This window comes from Caballeronia calidae, assembly GCF_900044055.2.
GTDB lineage: Bacteria > Pseudomonadota > Gammaproteobacteria > Burkholderiales > Burkholderiaceae > Caballeronia > Caballeronia calidae.
Window position 1 is genome coordinate 1 of the sequence record NZ_FCOX02000360.1, and the last position, 582, is coordinate 582.

The window sequence follows — 582 nt, forward strand, 5'->3', positions numbered from 1 at the left end:
GAGAACAAGAACAATAAAAAGATTTCTTATAACCCGTTTCCGGGCATTAACCAAGCGTCAGCCGGACAAATCTCTGCTTTTAAGGCGAATAGCGGAGAGGAGGTGCGAGTCCAAACTGAAGGATCGAGAAATGAAAGCTCTGATAGCGTGTGCGCTTTAGAGCGTAAATTTCCGGCAAATAAGGAGGCAATTAATCGTCTGGCGCAAAAAGAAATCAATCTGGATAAATATGAGAAGAAGGTGGGGAACGCGTTAGAAGATAAAGATCGGACCACTAAGAGGGTTCTTGGTGTCTATGATATATTTTCAAGGGCTCCCCGTGGGATATATCTGGCCTCAAATCGGGACTCTGTGACTAATAATAGGGGATTCATAATAAGCTATTCGTCGAACGGCTTGGGTCAAGTGAATGAAATGATAGAACGGGTAACCATGGTCTGCGGTACGGAGGCGCCGAACAGTCTATTTGAATTCTTTGTTGTAAACAGCGATCCGAATTCAAGTGACAATGAGCCATACACGATCCGCCAAGGGGACGATGAAAAGAAAATAGAACAGAACTATTCGAGTAAGGTGCTAACG

1 protein-coding gene is annotated in these 582 nt (G+C 44.2%); it reads left to right on the plus strand.

Annotated elements, in window-relative coordinates:
- Nucleotides 1-582 (plus strand): hypothetical protein (locus AWB78_RS47460; protein ID WP_157697934.1); only part of this gene is annotated, 582 nt, incomplete at both ends.